The sequence below is a fragment of the Pseudomonas muyukensis genome (assembly GCF_019139535.1).
Classification (GTDB): Bacteria; Pseudomonadota; Gammaproteobacteria; order Pseudomonadales; family Pseudomonadaceae; genus Aquipseudomonas; species Aquipseudomonas muyukensis.
In genome coordinates, this window is the sequence record NZ_CP077073.1 from 2,273,690 (window position 1) to 2,288,196 (window position 14,507).

Sequence of the window (14,507 nt, forward strand, 5' to 3'; positions counted from 1 at the left end):
TCTGGTAAAGAGTGTAGTGAGTTCACCCGGGGGCGAACAGTGCAGCCCGGCGGAACCCGCGCGCTCGCGCCTTGCTTCTATGTCGGCAGGGCTACGCGAATCTACAGTTGATGGCACATGGCTATGAGCTTGCCGAGGCCGTGTCAGAAAATCAACGCCAAACCCCGGACACATCCTGCACCACCCCCTGTGGCAACGGGAAGTCATTGATTTAAATAAATTTCTACAAAGGGGTTGACGACCCTGCAAGGCATCCATAGAATGCGCGCCACTTGCAGCGTAAAGCGCACAGCGAAACGCGGCAGGGAGTGAAAGCAAGCAGTACTTTAAACAGGTAATGCGAGCAGCGTGTCCCCTTCGTCTAGTGGCCTAGGACACCGCCCTTTCACGGCGGTAACAGGGGTTCGAGTCCCCTAGGGGACGCCATATTGCGGGAATAGCTCAGTTGGTAGAGCACGACCTTGCCAAGGTCGGGGTCGCGAGTTCGAGTCTCGTTTCCCGCTCCAGTTTCTCCGGCACTGCTTCGCGGCAGGGCAGGAAAAGAAAATCCAGTCTGAATCGTGAGGTTCATGTGCTGGTACGCTGCAAAGCGTCGGCTTAGTCCCCTTCGTCTAGTGGCCTAGGACACCGCCCTTTCACGGCGGTAACAGGGGTTCGAGTCCCCTAGGGGACGCCATATTGCGGGAATAGCTCAGTTGGTAGAGCACGACCTTGCCAAGGTCGGGGTCGCGAGTTCGAGTCTCGTTTCCCGCTCCAGTTTCAAGGCATCGTTTCAGGCGGTGCCGGTGGTGAAGGTCTTCAAGGCGCTTCACGCCACAGGTAGCAACGCTTCACCCTGCGGGAATAGCTCAGTTGGTAGAGCACGACCTTGCCAAGGTCGGGGTCGCGAGTTCGAGTCTCGTTTCCCGCTCCAAATCGAAAACGCCACTTCATTGAAGTGGCGTTTTTTTTTGCTTCGGTTTTGCCGGCGGCGGCGAGAGGGCGGGGCCAGGCCCGCCCGCCTGGCCTCAGTGCTGGGTACCGGCGCCCGGCTGGGTCAGCAGCTGCTTTTCCAGGTTCCAGTCGAACGGCTCGTCGTTTTGCTCTGCTTCGTAGCGCCGCTCTTCCAGGGTCTGGTACAGGTCCAGTTCCTCGTCCGGCATGAAGTGCAGGCAGTCGCCGCCGAAGAACCACAGCAGGTCACGCGGGACCAGGTGGGCGATCTGTGGGTAGCGCTGGATCACCTGGCAGATCAGGTCCTGACCCAGGTACTGGCTTTGCAGCGGGTCTTGCGGCAGCAGGGTCAGCAGCTCGTCGAAGCGCTCGAGGAACAGGGCGTGGCTTTCCTCCGGTACCTGTTCGGCTTCACCCAGCGCGGCCAGGATGGTGCGCAGGTGATGCAGCAGCTGCAGGTGGTAGTCCAGGTGGGGATTGGCCATGGGGCGCTCCTCGGGATGGTTGAAACGGGCGCGGAGTATACGCCGGTTTTACCTGGGCTGGCAGCGCCGCCGGCGATGCCGGCCCGCTGCCACCCCTCAGGACCTGCCCCGATCATCAGCGAATGATGCCTTGCGCGCCAGCCAGTTGCGCCTTGTCGAACGCGTCGACATCGATCACCACGCGGCGTGCCCGCTCGGCGGCGTGCAGGCGTTGGCCCTCATCGGCCTGCAACACGCCGGCGGCCACCGCCGCGTCGATCGGCGATTGTCCCGCTGCTACGCGCACCTTGCCTTCCTTGATCGCCTGATGCAGCACCTTGTGCAGCGATGCCGCGTCGTCCAGCAGATCGCTGGCCCGTTGCAGTGCCGCCACCGGGTCGCCGTCGGCCTGTGGGCGGAAGCAGCCGGTGAGCAGTTCTTCCAGCGCCGGGTCGCCCTGGCGTCGGCCGATCAGCTCGGCGACCTCGGCATCCAGGGCGTCGCTCGGGCCGGTGTGGCGGCGCCCGAACGGGAACACCAGCACACGCAGGGCGCAGCCGATGAAGCGGTTGGGGAAGTTGTCGAGCAGCGTGGCGAGGGCGTTCTCTGCCTGGCCCAGGCTTTCCTCCAGCGCCCAGCGCAGCAGCGGGCGCATGTGCTCCGGCGAGCCGAGGTCGTGGTAGCGCTTGAGCGCCGCGCTGGCCAGGTACAGGTAGCTGAGCACGTCGCCCAGGCGTGCGCTCAGGCGCTCGCGGCGCTTGAGCGCGCCGCCCAGCAGCATCATCGACAGGTCGGCCAGCAGGGCGAAGGCCGCCGCCTGGCGGTTAAGGGCGCGGAAATAGCCCTGGCTCAGGGCATCGCCGGGTACCTTCTCGAAATGCCCCAGGCCCAGGCCTAGCACCAAGGTGCTGGCGGCATTGCCGGCGGCGAACAGGATGTGCTGCAGCAACAGGTCGTCGAACTCCTTGAGCGCCTGGTCGCGGTCCTCGCGCCCAGCCAGGGCCATTTCCTTGAGCACGAACGGGTGGCAGCGGATCGCGCCCTGGCCGAAGATCATCAGGTTGCGCGAGAGGATGTTCGCGCCCTCGACGGTGATGAAGATCGGCGCCCCTTGCCAGTTGCGCCCCAGGTAGTTGTTCGGGCCCATGATGATGCCCTTGCCGCCGTGCACGTCCATGGCGTGCTGGATGCATTCGCGGCCACGCTCGGTGAGGTGGTACTTGAGGATCGCCGACAGCACCGAAGGCTTTTCGCCCAGGTCCACCGCGTTGGCGGTGAGCAGGCGCGCGCTGTCCATCAGCCAGGCGTTGCCGCCGATGCGCGCCAGGGATTCCTGGATGCCTTCGAAGGCCGCCAGCGGCACGTTGAATTGCTCGCGGATGCGCGCGTACTGGCCGGTGACCAGGCTGGTGTACTTGGCCGCGCCAGTGCCCACCGCTGGCAGCGAGATCGAGCGGCCCACCGACAGGCAGTTCATCAGCATCATCCAGCCCTTGCCGAGCATGGCCTGGCCGCCGATCAGCAGGTCCAGCGGCACGAACACGTCCTTGCCGCTGTTGGGGCCATTCATGAAGGCCGCGCCCAGCGGTAGGTGGCGCTTGCCGATCTCGACGCCGGGGGTGTCGGTGGGGATCAGCGCCAGGCTGATGCCCAGGTCTTGCTGGTCGCCCAGCAGGTGGTCCGGGTCGTAGGCCTTGAACGCCAGGCCGAGCAGGGTGGCGACCGGGCCGAGGGTGATGTAGCGCTTTTCCCAGTTCAGGCGCAGGCCGATGACTTCCTCGCCCTGCCACTGGCCCTTGCAGACGATGCCGGTGTCGGGCATGGCGCCTGCGTCGGAGCCGGCCAGCGGGCCGGTGAGGGCGAAGCAGGGGATCTCTTCGCCGCGGGCCAGGCGCGGCAGGTAGTGGTTGCGCTGTTCATCGGTGCCGTAATGCAGCAGCAGCTCGGCCGGGCCCAGGGAATTGGGCACCATCACCGTGGAGGCCAGGTCGCCGCTGCGGGTGGCCAGCTTCATCGCCACCTGGGAGTGGGCATAGGCCGAGAAGCCCTTGCCGCCGTATTGCTTGGGGATGATCAGGGCGAAAAAGCCGTGCTGCTTGATGAAGTCCCAGGCGGCGCCCGGCAGGTCGAGGTCCTGGCCGATCTGCCAGTCGCTGACCATGGCGCAGAGCTGCTCGGTGGGGCCGTCGATGAATGCCTGTTCTTCCTCGGTGAGCTTGGCGGCGGGGTAGTCGAGCAGGGTGTTCCAGGCCGGGCGGCCGCTGAACAGCTGGCCGTCCCACCAGACGGTGCCGGCGTCGATGGCTTCGCGTTCGGTCTGCGACATTGGCGGCAGGGTACGCTGGAACCAGCCGAACACCGGGGCGCTGAAAAGCTGGCGGCGCAGGTCGGGCAGGGCGAAGAAGGCCACCTTGACGGCGATCACCAGCCAGATCAGCGCCAGCAGCCAGCCGGGCGCGCTGCTGAAGATGCCCATGAGCAGGGTGTAGGCGGCCAGTGCCGCGAGGATCTGCAGCGGCGCCAGGCGCCGGTGCGTGAGATACGCGGCGCCGAGCACCAGCACCACCAACCACAACAGCAACATAATCCTTCCTCCTTGGAAGCGGGGCGTATGGCCAACCCACAGAGCTTAGACGCACCGGGGCCGATGGCCTGCCTAGGAAATGACAGGGCGCGGCGCTGGGAGTTCGTTCGGTGGCTGTCGATGGATCCGGGGGCCGCCTTGCGGCCCTTTCGCCAGGCAATGCCGCTGCTACAGGGCCACGCGCATTCCCACGGCGAACGGGCTGCGCCGCAGTTCCCGGTTTCACTGGCAGCCTTCACCGCGTGGAGTAGACTGTGCCACCTCCCGCTATCCATTAAGGACGTTGCCATGCTGAAGATCTGGGGCCGCAAGAACTCGAGCAATGTGCGCAAGGCGCTGTGGATCGCCCACGAACTGGGCCTGGACTTCGAAGCCATCGACGCCGGCGGCGCCTTTGGCGTGGTCAACGACCCCGACTACCGTGCCCGCAACCCCAACGGCCTGGTGCCCATGCTCGAAGACGGCGACCTGGTGCTGTGGGAGTCGAACGCCATCGTTCGCTACCTGTGCGCCGAATATGGCGCCGAGCAGGGCTGGTACCTCGACGATCCTCGCCAGCGCGCCCTGGCCGACAAATGGATGGACTGGACCACATCGTCCCTCGCCGGCCCTTTCCGTCCGCTGTTCTGGGGCCTGCTGCGCACCCCTGAAGAGCAGCGCGACTGGGTGGCGATCAACGCCGCGCACAAGCAGTGCGCCGAGCTGCTGAGCATCGCCGACGCCACCCTGGCCAAGCAGCCGTACCTGTCAGGCAAGCAGATCGGCATGGGCGACATCCCCCTGGGCAGCTTCATCTACGCCTGGTTCGAAATGCCCATCGAACGCCCAGCCATGTACCACCTCGAGGCCTGGTATGAGCGCCTGAAACAGCGCCCCGCCTACCAGGCGGCGGTGATGACCGCGCTGACCTGAGGGTGCTTCAATAGTCATTATCAATAGATGTGACTGTACTTGTGCGGCCAGCCCTTGCACCATGGCCGCACGCACTGCGCCAGTGACTTTGCCTGGCGTGTCCTGAACCTTTTTATCGGTACCTGACCCGCTATGAGTTCCGCCCTGTCCATCCGACAGCTGACCAAGACCTACGGCAACGGTTTCCAGGCCCTCAAGGGCATCGACCTGGACGTCTCCGAAGGCGACTTCTTCGCCTTGCTCGGCCCCAACGGCGCGGGCAAATCCACCACCATCGGCATTCTCTCGACCCTGGTGAACAAGACCAGCGGCACGGTCAACGTGTTCGGCAACGACCTGGACCGGTCGCCCGCGGCGCTCAAGCGCTGCCTGGGCGTGGTGCCCCAGGAGTTCAACTTCAACCAGTTCGAGAAGACCTTCGACATCGTCGTGACCCAGGCCGGCTACTACGGCATCCCGCCCAAGCTGGCCAAGGAGCGCGCCGAACAGTACCTGACCCAGCTCGGCCTGTGGGACAAGCGCGACGTGCAATCGCGGTCGTTGTCCGGCGGCATGAAGCGCCGGTTGATGATTGCCCGGGCGCTGATCCACGAGCCGCGCCTGTTGATTCTCGACGAGCCGACCGCCGGGGTGGACATCGAGCTGCGCCGCTCGATGTGGAGCTTCCTCACCGAGCTCAACCAGAAGGGCATCACCATCATCCTCACCACCCATTACCTCGAAGAGGCCGAGCAGCTGTGCCGCAACATCGGCATCATCGACCACGGCACCATCGTCGAGAACACCAGCATGCGCCAGCTGCTGGGCAAGCTGCACGTCGAGACCTTCGTGCTCGACCTCAAGCGCGACCTGCCCGCCGCCCCTGAGCTGCAAGGCTATCCGTGCCGGTTGATCACCCCGCACACCCTCGAGGTGCAGGTGGACAAGGACATCGGCATCACCGCGCTGTTCGGCCAGCTGGCACTGAAGAACATCGAGGTGCAGAGCCTGCGCAACAAGACCAATCGACTCGAGGAGCTGTTCGTGTCCCTGGTGGAAAAGAACCTGTCGAAGGTGGCCGTATGAGCGTGGAACTGCGCACCAACTGGGTCGCCCTGAATACCATCGTCTACCGCGAGGTGCGGCGTTTCCTGCGCATCTGGCCGCAGACCCTGCTGCCGCCAGCGATCACCATGGTCCTGTACTTCGTGATCTTCGGTAACCTGATCGGCCGGCAGATCGGCGCCATGGGCGGCTTTACCTACATGGAGTACATCGTGCCGGGGCTGATCATGATGTCGGTGATCACCAACTCCTACGGCAACGTGGTGTCGAGCTTCTTCGGCAGCAAGTTCCAGCGCTCCATCGAGGAGCTGATGGTCTCGCCGGTGTCACCGCACACCATCCTCGTCGGCTATGTGCTGGGCGGCGTGCTGCGCGGGTTGGCGGTGGGGGTGATCGTGACCATCCTGTCGATGTTCTTCACCCACCTGCAGGTGCACCACCTGGGGGTGACCGTCGTCGTGGTGTTGTTGACCGCGACCATCTTCTCGTTGCTGGGCTTCGTCAACGCCGTGTTCGCGCGTAACTTCGACGATATCTCGATCATCCCGACCTTCGTGCTGACGCCGCTGACCTACCTGGGTGGGGTGTTCTACTCGATCAACCTGCTGCCGCCGTTCTGGCAGACCGTGTCGCTGGCCAACCCGGTACTGCACATGGTCAACTCGTTCCGCTACGGCATCCTAGGGGTGTCGGATATCAGCATTGGCACCGCGATCAGCTTCATGCTGGTGGCTACCGCCGTGCTCTATGCGCTGTGCGTGCGCCTGCTGGTCAGCGGCCGCGGCATGCGCGCCTGAGCCCCGGGCGACCGAGCAGCGACACTGGCGCCGGCGCCATTGCCGGCCCACCCACCAGCGCCAGTACAGCATGGTGGTGAAGTAGGCCAGCACGCCGAGCACCACCCCGCACACCACCGAGCCCAGCAGGAACGGTTGCCAGATCGTCGCCAGCTGGTCGGTGACCCAGTCGACGGTGATCTCCTCCGGCAGGGTGCGCGGCGGCACCTGCATCAGCCAGGCGCCGGTCATGTAGGTCACGAAGAACACCGGTGGCATGGTCAGCGGGTTGGTCAGCCACACCAGGCTCACCGCGATGGGCAGGTTGCCCCGTACCGGGATGGCCAGCGCCGCGGCCAGCAGCATCTGCATGGGGATGGGGATGAGTGCGGCGAACAGGCCGACGCCCATGGCCCGCGCCACCGAATGTCGATTCAGGTGCCAGAGGTTGGGGTCGTGCAGCAGCGTGCCGAAAAAGCGTAAGGACTTGTGTTCCCGGATGCTGGTCGGGTCCGGCATGTAGCGTTTGAACAGACGGCGCGGCATGTGGGCTCCCGGCGGGTTGATGGGCGTCAGTATGCCTTGATTGAAGCGCAGCCTCGTTCAGAGTTTGTGACAATTGATTAGCAGGATTTCCCTGCCAATCGACTAAGCCTCAGGGGCCGTTTTCGCTTCTGGAGCTCTATCTCATGCGTACAGGGATGCTGGCGCTCGCGCTCGGGCTGTTGAGCCTGCGTTTTCTGCCTGCTTTGCCACCGGTCGGGTGGTTGCTTGCACTGTCATTGCTGGGGCTGGCCTGCCTGCGTACGCGAGGCTGGCCGCTTGGCTGCTACCTGTTGGGGCTGTGCTGGGCGTGCGGATCGGCACAGCAGGCACTGGATGATCGGCTGGCCATGGCACTGGACGGGCGCACCTTGTGGCTGGAGGGGCGGGTGGTCGGCCTGCCGGCGCGCAGCGAACGGGGTGTGCGTTTCGAGCTGGAGCAGCCCCGTTCGCGTCGGGCTGAACTGCCGCAACATCTACAACTGACCTGGTTCGATGGCCCCGCACTGCACGCCGGGGAGCGCTGGCGGCTGGCGGTCAACCTGCGCCGCCCGCATGGGTTGCTCAACCCCCATGGCCCGGACCGCGAGGCGACCCTGCTGGCGCGGCGCATCGGCGCCACCGGCACGGTCAAGGCGGGTGAGTGGCTCGGCGCTCCCGCCCTCGATTGGCGCGACGGCATCCGCCAACGCTTGCTGGCGGTCGATGCCCAGGGGCGTGAGGCGGCCCTGGCTGCGCTGGTGCTGGGCGATGGCGCGGGGTTGGCGCGCCAGGATTGGCAGGCCCTGCAAGCCACCGGCACGGTCCATTTGCTGGTGATCTCCGGGCAGCACATCGGGCTGCTGGCCGGGTTGGTGTATGGCGCGGTGGCCGGGCTGGCCCGCTTGGGCGGGTGGCCGCGGCGCCTGCCTTGGTTGCCCTGGGCCTGCGGCCTGGCCATGGGGGCTGCGCTGCTGTACGGCTGGCTGGCGGGGTATGGCGTGCCGGTGCAGCGTGCCTGCCTGATGCTGGCGGTGGTGCTGCTGTGGCGCCTGCGCTTTCGCCAGCTGGGCGTGGGGCTGCCCTTGTTGCTGGCGCTGCTGGGGGTGTTGCTGGTCGAGCCGCTGGCCAGCCTGTTGCCGGGCTTCTGGCTGTCGTTTGCCGCCGTGGCGGTGCTGGCGCTGTGTTTTTCTGCCCGGCTGGGCGCCTGGCGGCCCTGGCAGGCCTGGACGCGGGCGCAATGGGTGATCGCCGTGGGCCTGCTGCCGGTGTTGCTGGCGCTGGGCCTGCCGATCAGCCTTACGGCGCCGCTGGCCAACTTGCTGGCGGTGCCGTGGCTGAGCCTGGCGGTGCTGCCCTTGGCCTTGCTCGGTACCGCGCTGCTGCCGCTGCCTTGGCTGGGGGAGGGGCTGTTGTGGTTGGCGGGCGTTTCGCTGCACGGCCTGTTTGGCTGGCTTGCCTGGGCGGCAGGGCTTGTGCCGGCGTGGACAGGCGAGCCGCTGCCGCTGTGGGCTGGGCTGCTGGTGGGGCTTGGCGCGTTGCTGGCGCTGTTGCCTCGGGGTGTGCCCTTGCGTGTGCCGGGTGCGGTCCTGTTGCTGGCCTTGTGGGTGCCACGCGAGCAGGTGCCACATGGCCAGGTCGAAGTCTGGCAGTTGGACGTTGGTCAAGGGCTGGCGGTGTTGCTGCGCACGCGCCAGCACAGCCTGCTGTATGACGCAGGCCCTGCGATGGGGGAGAGCGACCTGGGCGAAAGCGTGGTGCTGCCGACCTTGCGCAAGCTTGGGGTACGGCAGCTGGACCTGATGCTGATCAGCCATGCCCATGCCGACCATGCCGGGGGCGCCGGGGCCATTCGCCGGGGCCTGCCGGTGTTGCGCGAGCTGGGCGGGGAGAACACTGGCGGGGCGATTTGCAGCAGCGGTGAGCGCTGGCAGTGGGATGGCGTCGAGTTCGAGCTTTGGCACTGGCCGCAGGGGCCGTCGAGTAACGAGCGTTCTTGCGTGCTGCGGGTCGAGGCCAATGGTGAGCGTTTGCTGCTGGCAGGCGACATGGAGGCCGGTGCCGAGCGGGCCTGGCTGGCGGGCAATGCCGATACCCGCATTGATTGGCTGCAGGCGCCGCACCATGGCAGCCGCACCTCGTCCAGCGAGGTGATGCTAAGGGCCATGGCCCCGCGCGGGGTGTTGATATCGCGCGGGCGGCACAATGGCTTCGGGCATCCGCATCCACAGGTTATCGAGCGTTATCGGCGGCACGGGGTGCGGGTGCATGACACCGCCCTGGAGGGGGCGCTGGGGTTGCGGTTGGGCAGTCAGGGTGGGGCGGTGGGGGAGCGCGCCGGGCGCAGGTTTTGGCGGGGTGGTGGAGGCAGTTGATGATCCGGCAGCGGGCGCGATTCCTGTAGGAGCGGCCTTGTGTCGCGATGGGCCGCAAAGCGGCCCCGGCATTCTTGGACAGGACAAAGATCCTCGGGCCGCTGCGCGCCCCTTCGCGACACAAGGCCGCTCCTGCAAAAGCCGTGATTGCATGTTCCCTGACCTCCGGCAGATGAGCCCCCTGCGCGCCTATGGTAGAGTGGCGGCCTTTTTCCGAGGGGATGCTTACTGTGTGGGAATTGGTCAAGTCTGGTGGCTGGATGATGCTGCCGATCATCCTGAGCTCCATCGCCGCCATGGCGATCGTCGTCGAGCGCCTGTGGACCCTGCGCGCCAGCCGTGTCACCCCGCCGCACCTGCTGGGCCAGGTGTGGATGTGGATCAAGGACAAGCAACTGACCAGTGACAAGCTCAAGGCCTTGCGCGCCGATTCGCCGCTGGGTGAGATCCTCGCCGCGGGCCTGGCCAACTCGCGCCATGGCCGCGAAATCATGAAAGAGTGCATCGAGGAAGCCGCTTCGCGGGTCATCCACGAGCTCGAGCGCTACATCAGCACCCTCGGCACCATCGCCGCCATGGCCCCGTTGCTGGGCTTGCTGGGCACCGTGCTGGGCATGATCGACATCTTCAGCGCCTTCATGGGCTCGCAGATGACCGCCAACGCCGCGGTACTGGCCGGCGGTATTTCCAAGGCCCTGGTTACCACCGCGGCTGGCCTGATGGTCGGTATCCCGGCGGTGTTCTTCCACCGTTTCCTGCTGCGCCGCATCGACGAGCTGGTGGTGGGCATGGAACAGGAAGCGATCAAGCTGGTGGAAGTGCTGCAGGGCGATCGTGAAGTGGAAGTGGCCGGAGGCAAGGCGTGAAGTTCCGGCGCAACCGTCAGCGCGAGAACGTCGATATCAACCTGGCGTCGCTGATCGACGTGGTGTTCGTGCTGCTGCTGTTCTTCGTGGTCACCACCACCTTCACCCGCGAGACCCAGTTGCGCGTCGAGCTGCCCGAGGCCAGCAGCGCCGCGCCCGCGCAGCCCGATGACGGCAAGCTGATCGAGGTCACCATCAGCGCCGATGGCGTGTACTCGGTGAACAACCACCTGCTGCCCAAGAGCGACCTGGATACCCTGACCGAGGCGATCGAGAAGGAGTCCGGCGGTGACATCACCCTGCCGCTGGCCATCAGCGCCGACGGCAAGACCCCGCACCAGGCCGTGGTCACCGCAATGGATGCGGCCGGCAAGCTCGGCTTCAGCAAGTTGCGCATGACCACCGTCGAGGCCGCGCAGGGCAACCCCTGATGGCCTTCGCCGACCGTCTGCTTGCCGCCTGGTACGCCGGGCACCCGGCACTGGCCTTGCTGCGCCCGCTGGAGGCCCTGTACCGGCGGGTGGTGACGCGCAAGCGCGCGCGCTTCCTCAGTGGCCAGAGCGCCAGCTATCGCGCCCCGGTGCCGGTGATCGTGGTGGGCAACATCACCGTGGGCGGCACCGGCAAGACGCCGATGATCCTCTGGCTGATCGAGCACTGCCGCCGGCAGGGGCTCAAGGTTGGCGTGGTCAGCCGTGGCTACGGGGCCAAGCCACCCCAGTACCCGTGGCGCGTCAGCGCCGATCAGCCGGCCGGGCAGGCCGGTGACGAGCCTTTGCTGATCGTCCAGCGCAGCGGTGTGCCGCTGATGATCGACCCTGACCGCTCGCGTGCGGTCCAGGCGTTGCTGGCCAGTGACGCGCCAGACCTGATTCTCTGCGACGACGGCATGCAGCACTACCGCCTGGCCCGCGACCTGGAACTGGTGCTGATCGATGCCGCCCGTGGCCTGGGCAACCGCCGCTGCCTGCCAGCCGGCCCGCTGCGCGAACCCGCCGAGCGCCTGGGCGAGGCGGACGCGGTGCTGTTCAATGGCGCCGAGGCCGACCGCGACGACGGCTTCGCCTTCGGCCTGCAGCCCTCGGCGCTGATCAACCTGCGCAGTGGCGAGCGCCGTGGCCTCGACCTGTTCCCTGCCGGCCAGGCGCTGCACGCCGTGGCCGGCATCGGCAACCCGCAACGTTTCTTCAACACCCTGCTGGGGCTAAACTGGCAGCCGGTGCCGCACCCCTTCGCCGACCATGCGCCGTACAGCCGCGAGGTGCTGTCGTTCAGCCCCTCGCTGCCGCTGGTGATGACCGAGAAGGATGCGGTGAAATGCCGGCCCTTCGCCGCCGAAGACTGGTGGTACCTGGCCGTCGATGCCGTGCCGTCACCGGCGTTTCGCGCCTGGTTCGACGCCCAGCTCGACCGCCTGTTGCCTGGCCGTCCCCGGCCCTGAGCCTTTTTCATTTTCCGGCCACTGGCCTCAAGGAAACCTCCATGGACACCAAACTGCTCGATATCCTGGCCTGCCCGATCACCAAGGGCCCGCTCAAGCTCAGCGCCGACAAGAGCGAGCTGATCAGCAAGGGCGCGGGCCTGGCCTACCCGATCCGCGACGGCATTCCGGTGATGCTGGAGAGCGAGGCGCGCACCCTGACCGACGACGAGCGCCTGGACAAATGAGCCTGGCCTTCACCGTGGTGATCCCTGCCCGGCTGCGTTCCACGCGCCTGCCGGGCAAGCCCTTGCTGCCGATCGCCGGCAAGCCGATGGTCCAGCATGTGTGGGAACAAGCGCGCAAGAGCGGCGCCGCGCGGGTGGTCATCGCCACCGACGACGCCGGCATTGTCGCGGCCTGCCAGGCGTTCGGCGCCGAAGTGCTGCTGACGCGCGCCGACCACGAGTCGGGCACCGACCGCCTGGCCGAAGTGGCCACCCAGCTGGGCTTGGCCGCCGATGCCATCATCGTCAATGTGCAGGGCGACGAGCCGCTGATTCCGCCGGTGATCATCGACCAGGTAGCAGCCAACCTCGCCGCGCACCCCGAGGCCGGCATCGCCACCCTGGCCGAGCCGATCCACGCCCCGGAAACCATCTTCAACCCCAATGCAGTAAAGGTGGTGAGCGATAAGCACGGCCTGGCCCTGACCTTCAGTCGTGCCCCGCTGCCCTGGGCCCGCGACGCCTTCGCCGCGGACCGCGAGCGCATGCCACAGGATGTGCCGTACCGTCGCCATATCGGCATGTACGCCTACCGCGTGGGCTTCCTGCAGGACTTCGTCGCCTGGGGCCCGTGCTGGCTGGAGCAGACCGAGTCGCTGGAGCAACTGCGCGCCCTGTGGCACGGCGTGCGCATCCATGTCGCCGACGCCATCGAGGCGCCGGCTGTGGGCGTGGATACCCCTGAAGACCTGGAGCGCGTCCGGCGCTTGCTGGAGGCCTGATGCGCGTCCTGTTCGTCTGCCTCGGCAACATCTGCCGTTCGCCAACTGCCGAAGGCGTGCTGCGCCACCAATTGCAGGCCGCAGGCCTCGGTGATGTGGTGCAGGTAGCCTCCGCCGGCACCGGCGACTGGCATGTGGGCAAGGCGCCCGACAACCGTACCTGCAAGGCCGCCCTGGCCCGTGGCTACGACCTGTCGCGCCAGCGTGCCCAGCAGGTCAAAACGGCGCACTTTGCCGAGTACGACCTGGTGCTGGCCATGGACAAGAGCAACCTGGGCAACCTGCAGGCGCTGCGCCCGCACAACGCCAAGGGCGAGCTCGACCTGTTCCTGCGCCGTTATGGCGCGGCCCTGGATGAAGTACCGGACCCTTACTACGGCGGCGCCGAGGGCTTCGAGCAGGTGCTTGACCTGATCGAGGCGGCCTGCCGCGAGCTGGTCGTGGAAATCAAGGGGCGGTTATGACGGCGCACTGGCAGGAGCGGGTGTCGCTCAAGCCCTACAACACCTTTGGCATTGATGTCAGTGCCCGCTATTTCACCCAGGCCCATGACGACGACGAGGTCCGCGATGCCTTGGCCCAGGCTGCCGAGCGGCAGGTGCCGGTGCTGGTGATCGGCGGCGGCAGCAACCTGTTGCTGTCCCGCGATGTCGAGGCCCTGGTGCTGCACATGGCCAGCCGTGGTCGACGCCTGCTCAGCGACGATGGACAGCGCGTGGTGGTGGAGGCCGAGGCCGGTGAGCCGTGGCATCCGTTCGTGCAGTGGAGCCTTGCGCAAGGCTTGTGCGGGCTGGAGAACCTCAGCTTGATCCCCGGCACCGTGGGCGCCGCGCCGATGCAGAACGTCGGTGCCTATGGCGTGGAGATCAAGGATGTGTTCGCCGGCTTGACCGCGCTGGATCGCGAGACCGGTGAATTGCGGGATTTCTCGCTGGAGGCGTGCGCCTTTGGCTACCGCGACAGCCTGTTCAAGCGCACTCCCGGGCGCTGGCTGATCCTGCGCGTGCGCTTTGCCTTGAGCCGCACCTTGCAGGCACACCTGGACTATGGCCCGGTGCGTCAACGCCTGGCGGAGCAGGGCGTCGATCAGCCGAGCGCGCAGGCGATCAGCGAGGCGATCTGCAGCATCCGCCGGGAGAAGCTGCCGGACCCGGCCGAGCTGGGCAATGCCGGAAGCTTCTTCAAGAATCCGGTGGTGCCGGCGGCGCTGGTTGAGCGGATTCGCGCACAGTACCCGGGCGTGGTGGCTTATCCACAGGCCGATGGCCAGGTGAAGCTGGCGGCCGGCTGGCTGATCGAGCAGGCGGGCTGGAAAGGCTATCGCGATGGCGATGCCGGGGTGCACCGTTTGCAGTCGCTGGTGCTGGTCAATTATGGCCAGGCGAGCGGGGCGCAGTTGCATGGGCTGGCGCAGCGGATCCAGGCGGATATCCTCGAACGCTTCGGGGTGGCGCTTGAGATGGAGCCGAACCTGTACTGATCAGTGCCAGCACCGCGTCGCCTGGTTCGCCGGCAAGGCCGGCTCCTACGGGGGGTGGTGGTTTGAGGTAGGAGCCAGCCTTGCTGGCGAACCAGGCCAAAGACGTACTTGATACGACAGCG

At 66.5% G+C, this 14,507-nt stretch carries 14 protein-coding genes and 5 tRNA genes; 16 read left to right on the plus strand and 3 right to left on the minus strand.

The genetic code is table 11. The annotated features are described in order from the left end of the window. The first annotated feature begins 350 nt into the window (after nucleotides 1–350). From KSS95_RS10250 to KSS95_RS10270, 5 genes are all read left to right on the plus strand, one after another. Nucleotides 351–426 (plus strand) — tRNA-Glu (locus tag KSS95_RS10250). A 4-nt stretch (nucleotides 427–430) separates the two neighbouring features. Further along, nucleotides 431–506: transfer RNA gene (locus KSS95_RS10255), tRNA-Gly, on the plus strand. 94 nt (nucleotides 507–600) lie between these two features. After that, nucleotides 601–676 (plus strand) — tRNA-Glu (locus KSS95_RS10260). A 4-nt stretch (nucleotides 677–680) separates the two neighbouring features. Beyond that, nucleotides 681–756: transfer RNA gene (locus KSS95_RS10265), tRNA-Gly, on the plus strand. An 81-nt stretch (nucleotides 757–837) separates the two neighbouring features. After that, nucleotides 838–913: transfer RNA gene (locus KSS95_RS10270), tRNA-Gly, on the plus strand. Between the two features lie 94 nt (nucleotides 914–1,007). Here KSS95_RS10270 and KSS95_RS10275 read toward each other — a convergent pair. Next, nucleotides 1,008–1,418, minus strand: coding sequence for a PA2817 family protein (locus KSS95_RS10275; protein ID WP_217853560.1), 411 nt, complete (start codon nucleotides 1,416–1,418; stop codon nucleotides 1,008–1,010). 115 nt (nucleotides 1,419–1,533) lie between these two features. Beyond that, on the minus strand, nucleotides 1,534–3,981 hold the full coding sequence (locus tag KSS95_RS10280) for an acyl-CoA dehydrogenase (RefSeq protein ID WP_217853561.1): 2,448 nt from the start codon (nucleotides 3,979–3,981) through the stop codon (nucleotides 1,534–1,536). A 288-nt stretch (nucleotides 3,982–4,269) separates the two neighbouring features. On the opposite strand from KSS95_RS10280, the gene KSS95_RS10285 reads away from it, so the two are divergent. The 3 genes from KSS95_RS10285 to KSS95_RS10295 all read left to right on the plus strand — a co-directional run bounded on the left by KSS95_RS10285 (nucleotide 4,270) and on the right by KSS95_RS10295 (nucleotide 6,734). Next, entirely contained in the window at nucleotides 4,270–4,893 is a 624-nt protein-coding gene (locus KSS95_RS10285; RefSeq protein WP_217853562.1) for a glutathione S-transferase, read from the plus strand. A gap of 132 nt (nucleotides 4,894–5,025) precedes the next feature. Then, a complete protein-coding gene (locus KSS95_RS10290; protein ID WP_217853563.1) occupies nucleotides 5,026–5,958 on the plus strand; it encodes an ABC transporter ATP-binding protein in 933 nt (310 codons plus the stop codon). Next, nucleotides 5,955–6,734, plus strand: coding sequence for an ABC transporter permease (locus KSS95_RS10295; protein ID WP_217853564.1), 780 nt, complete (start codon nucleotides 5,955–5,957; stop codon nucleotides 6,732–6,734). The genes KSS95_RS10290 and KSS95_RS10295 overlap by 4 nt, the downstream gene beginning before the upstream one ends. Here KSS95_RS10295 and KSS95_RS10300 read toward each other — a convergent pair. Further along, the gene (locus tag KSS95_RS10300; protein WP_217853565.1) at nucleotides 6,618–7,259 is read right to left on the minus strand and encodes a DUF2062 domain-containing protein; all 642 of its coding nucleotides are present in this window, start codon (nucleotides 7,257–7,259) and stop codon (nucleotides 6,618–6,620) included. The genes KSS95_RS10295 and KSS95_RS10300 overlap by 117 nt on opposite strands. Nucleotides 7,260–7,402: 143 nt before the next feature. Here KSS95_RS10300 and KSS95_RS10305 point away from each other — a divergent pair, with 143 nt between their 5' ends. The 8 genes from KSS95_RS10305 (at nucleotide 7,403) to murB (ending at nucleotide 14,385) form a co-directional block, all read left to right on the plus strand. Then, nucleotides 7,403–9,610, plus strand: a complete 2,208-nt coding sequence (locus KSS95_RS10305; RefSeq protein ID WP_217853566.1) for a DNA internalization-related competence protein ComEC/Rec2 — start codon at nucleotides 7,403–7,405, stop codon at nucleotides 9,608–9,610. 230 nt (nucleotides 9,611–9,840) lie between these two features. Next, nucleotides 9,841–10,476: a MotA/TolQ/ExbB proton channel family protein gene (locus tag KSS95_RS10310; protein WP_028690976.1), complete on the plus strand. Its 636-nt coding sequence runs from the start codon at nucleotides 9,841–9,843 to the stop codon at nucleotides 10,474–10,476. Beyond that, nucleotides 10,473–10,907: an ExbD/TolR family protein gene (locus KSS95_RS10315; protein ID WP_217853567.1), complete on the plus strand. Its 435-nt coding sequence runs from the start codon at nucleotides 10,473–10,475 to the stop codon at nucleotides 10,905–10,907. Before KSS95_RS10310 ends, KSS95_RS10315 begins: the two co-directional genes overlap by 4 nt. Next, nucleotides 10,907–11,917, plus strand: a complete 1,011-nt coding sequence (gene lpxK, locus KSS95_RS10320) for a tetraacyldisaccharide 4'-kinase (protein WP_217853568.1) — start codon at nucleotides 10,907–10,909, stop codon at nucleotides 11,915–11,917. The genes KSS95_RS10315 and lpxK overlap by 1 nt, the downstream gene beginning before the upstream one ends. Before the next feature lie 41 nt (nucleotides 11,918–11,958). Then, nucleotides 11,959–12,144: a Trm112 family protein gene (locus tag KSS95_RS10325; RefSeq protein WP_217853569.1), complete on the plus strand. Its 186-nt coding sequence runs from the start codon at nucleotides 11,959–11,961 to the stop codon at nucleotides 12,142–12,144. Beyond that, on the plus strand, nucleotides 12,141–12,905 hold the full coding sequence (kdsB, locus tag KSS95_RS10330) for a 3-deoxy-manno-octulosonate cytidylyltransferase (RefSeq protein WP_217853570.1): 765 nt from the start codon (nucleotides 12,141–12,143) through the stop codon (nucleotides 12,903–12,905). Before KSS95_RS10325 ends, kdsB begins: the two co-directional genes overlap by 4 nt. Beyond that, nucleotides 12,905–13,369 (plus strand): low molecular weight protein-tyrosine-phosphatase, encoded by a 465-nt coding sequence (locus KSS95_RS10335; protein WP_217853571.1) that lies wholly within the window; start codon nucleotides 12,905–12,907, stop codon nucleotides 13,367–13,369. Before kdsB ends, KSS95_RS10335 begins: the two co-directional genes overlap by 1 nt. After that, entirely contained in the window at nucleotides 13,366–14,385 is a 1,020-nt protein-coding gene (murB, locus tag KSS95_RS10340; protein ID WP_217853572.1) for a UDP-N-acetylmuramate dehydrogenase, read from the plus strand. Before KSS95_RS10335 ends, murB begins: the two co-directional genes overlap by 4 nt. Nucleotides 14,386–14,507: the final 122 nt, after the last annotated feature.

Bases quoted from the DNA above. Each gene is read 5' to 3' on its own strand.
- KSS95_RS10325 (WP_217853569.1), top strand. From the start codon at position 11,959: ATGGACACCAAACTGCTCGATATCCTGGCCTGCCCGATCACCAAGGGC.
- KSS95_RS10280 (WP_217853561.1), bottom strand. From the start codon at position 3,981: ATGTTGCTGTTGTGGTTGGTGGTGCTGGTGCTCGGCGCCGCGTATCTC.
- lpxK (WP_217853568.1), top strand. From the start codon at position 10,907: ATGGCCTTCGCCGACCGTCTGCTTGCCGCCTGGTACGCCGGGCACCCG.
- KSS95_RS10295 (WP_217853564.1), top strand. From the start codon at position 5,955: ATGAGCGTGGAACTGCGCACCAACTGGGTCGCCCTGAATACCATCGTC.
- KSS95_RS10305 (WP_217853566.1), top strand. From the start codon at position 7,403: ATGCGTACAGGGATGCTGGCGCTCGCGCTCGGGCTGTTGAGCCTGCGT.
- KSS95_RS10300 (WP_217853565.1), bottom strand. From the start codon at position 7,259: ATGCCGCGCCGTCTGTTCAAACGCTACATGCCGGACCCGACCAGCATC.
- kdsB (WP_217853570.1), top strand. From the start codon at position 12,141: ATGAGCCTGGCCTTCACCGTGGTGATCCCTGCCCGGCTGCGTTCCACG.
- KSS95_RS10275 (WP_217853560.1), bottom strand. From the start codon at position 1,418: ATGGCCAATCCCCACCTGGACTACCACCTGCAGCTGCTGCATCACCTG.
- murB (WP_217853572.1), top strand. From the start codon at position 13,366: ATGACGGCGCACTGGCAGGAGCGGGTGTCGCTCAAGCCCTACAACACC.
- KSS95_RS10285 (WP_217853562.1), top strand. From the start codon at position 4,270: ATGCTGAAGATCTGGGGCCGCAAGAACTCGAGCAATGTGCGCAAGGCG.
- KSS95_RS10290 (WP_217853563.1), top strand. From the start codon at position 5,026: ATGAGTTCCGCCCTGTCCATCCGACAGCTGACCAAGACCTACGGCAAC.
- KSS95_RS10335 (WP_217853571.1), top strand. From the start codon at position 12,905: ATGCGCGTCCTGTTCGTCTGCCTCGGCAACATCTGCCGTTCGCCAACT.